Annotated in this window: 2 protein-coding genes; both read left to right on the top strand. The window is 77.1% G+C overall.

Annotated features, from left to right (window positions below; all coding sequences use genetic code 11):
- Window positions 1–358: 358 nt before the first annotated feature.
- Window positions 359–1,924 (top strand): L-seryl-tRNA(Sec) selenium transferase, encoded by a 1,566-nt coding sequence (selA, locus tag ACWEN3_RS45465; RefSeq protein WP_452984189.1) that lies wholly within the window; start codon window positions 359–361, stop codon window positions 1,922–1,924.
- A partial coding sequence (locus ACWEN3_RS45460) for a GTP-binding protein (protein WP_452984187.1) occupies window positions 1,924–2,338 on the top strand: 415 nt, incomplete at its 3' end. The genes selA and ACWEN3_RS45460, both read left to right, overlap by 1 nt.

Here is a 2,338-nt window from a genome sequence, read left to right as displayed (position 1 = left end):
TTCCAGATCTGCCAGAAGGTCACCACGCTGCGGGACGGCGCCTGGATCGCCAGCGAGTCCCTCGACGGCATGACGGAGGACGACCTGGTCCGCCGCGCTCGGCGTACGGGTGGTCGAACGGCTCGGCGGCGGCACGCTCGCGCTCCGTCTCGCGCCGCCGGTTCGCCGCACGCTCGGCCGCCGTCGCGTTGTCGTCCTGTCGGTTGCGGTCGTTGCGCTGATTCATGCGGTGCCGGGTACCCGGGCCGCGGCCCCCACAACGTCGGTCCCGGCGTGTCGAACGGTCGGCCCGGGGCACTGGGAGACGATGGGTGAAGCCCGCGACGGGCAGGGGCCGGACCGGAGGGACAGCGGCGGCATGGAGCAGCGGGTGGCACCGCGGACGACGGGCACGGTGACGGCGGCGGCCGGGGCGGCCTCCGGCGGCCCGGAACGGCGCGAGGGCGGTCCTGTGAGCCCTGCGGACGACGGCGCACGCGTGCGCGACGAGGCCGGCCCTGGTCCAAAAAACGTCGAACACGCTCCACAGGACGCCGAACCCGCCCCGGACGACCCCGCACCCCCGCCCGACGCCACCGACGTCCGGCGCCGGATTCCGCGTACCGATGTGGTGCTGCGCGACCCCCGGCTGGCCGCATCCGTGGAGCGGCTCGGTGTGAGTGTGGTGAAAAGTGCCGTGCGGCAGGCGCAGGAGCGGGCCCGGGCGGGGCGGATCCCGCCGGAGCGGGTGCCGGAGGCGGCGCTGGACCTGCTGCCCGACACCGCGAGCGGTCTGCGCCCGGTGCTGAACGCCACCGGGGTGCTCCTGCACACCAACCTCGGCCGGGCCCCGCTCTCGGCCGCCGCCCGGCAGGCCGTCCAGGAGGCCGCCGGACCCACGGACGTGGAACTCGACCTGGCGACCGGGGTACGGGCCCGCCGGGGCCGCTCCGCCCTCGCCGCGCTGCGCGCGCGGGTGCCCTCCGCCGGGGCCGTCCATGTCGTGAACAACGGCGCCGCCGCGCTCGTCCTGGCCGCCACCGCGCTCGCGGCCGGCAAGGAGATCGTCGTCAGCCGGGGCGAGATGGTGGAGATCGGCGACGGCTTCCGCCTGCCCGACCTGCTGGTGTCGACCGGCGCCCGGCTCCGCGAGGTCGGCACCACCAACCGCACGACCGCCGCCGACTACGCCGACGCGATCGGCCCCGGCACCGGATTCGTGCTGAAGGTGCACCCGTCCAACTTCCGCATCACCGGCTTCACCCGTTCCGCCGAGGTCGCCGAACTCACCCGCCTGGGCGTCCCGGTCGTCGTCGACATCGGCTCCGGCCTGCTCGCCCCGCACCCGGCGCTGCCCGAGGAGCCCGACGCCGACACCCCGCTGCGCGCGGGCGCCGCCCTGGTCACCGCCAGCGGCGACAAACTGCTCGGCGGACCCCAGTGCGGACTGCTGCTCGGGGACGAGGACCTGGTCCGCGCCCTCGCCCGGCATCCGCTGGCCCGCGCCCTGCGCGTCGACAAGCTGACCCTGGCCGCGCTGGAGGCCACCCTCACCGGCCCGCCCACCCCGACCGCCCTGGCGCTCACCTGCGACCCGGCCGCCCTCCTGGCCCGCGCCCGGCGGCTCGCCGCCGAGCTGGGCGCCGACGGGATCGACGCACGGGCCGTGGAGAGCACCGCCACCGTCGGCGGGGGAGGCGCGCCCGGGGTCACCCTGCCCAGCGCGGCGCTCGCCCTGCCCGAGTCCTACGCCGCCGCCCTGCGCACCGGCCGGGTCCCGGTCGTCGGACGCCTGGAGGCCGGGCGCTGCCTGCTGGACCTGCGGTCGGTGCCGGCGGAGGACGACGACCGGCTCGCCGGGGCCGTCCGGGAGGTGCGGCCGCCGGGCGAGAAGGACACGCGGGGCGGCGGTGCGGTGCCGCCCCCGGCGGAGAGGCGGGCGTGATGCGGGTCCTCGCCACGGCCGGCCATGTCGACCACGGGAAGTCCGCCCTGGTCCGGGCCCTCACCGGCATGGAGCCCGACCGCTACGCGGAGGAGCGCCGCCGGGGCCTCACCCTCGACCTGGGCTTCGTGTGGACGCGGCTCGGCCCCGACGGGGACCACCTCGCCTTCGTCGACGTGCCCGGGCACGAGAGGTTCGTGCCGACCATGCTGGCCGGCGTCGGACCCGTGCCCGCCGTGCTGTTCGTGGTCGCCGCCGACCAGGGCTGGCAGCCCCAGTCGCAGGAGCACCTGGCCGTCCTCGACGCGCTCGGCGTCCGGCACGCCGTCCTCGCGGTGACCCGCAGCGACCTCGCGGACCCCGAACCCGTGCGCGCGGACGCCGTCGAGCAGCTTCTGCAGGCCGCCGAAGTGC

It is taken from the genome of Streptomyces sp. NPDC004561, from assembly GCF_053602155.1.
The sequence above is the reverse complement of the archived record's forward strand: the minus strand, read 5'-3'. Positions and strand labels throughout refer to the sequence as shown.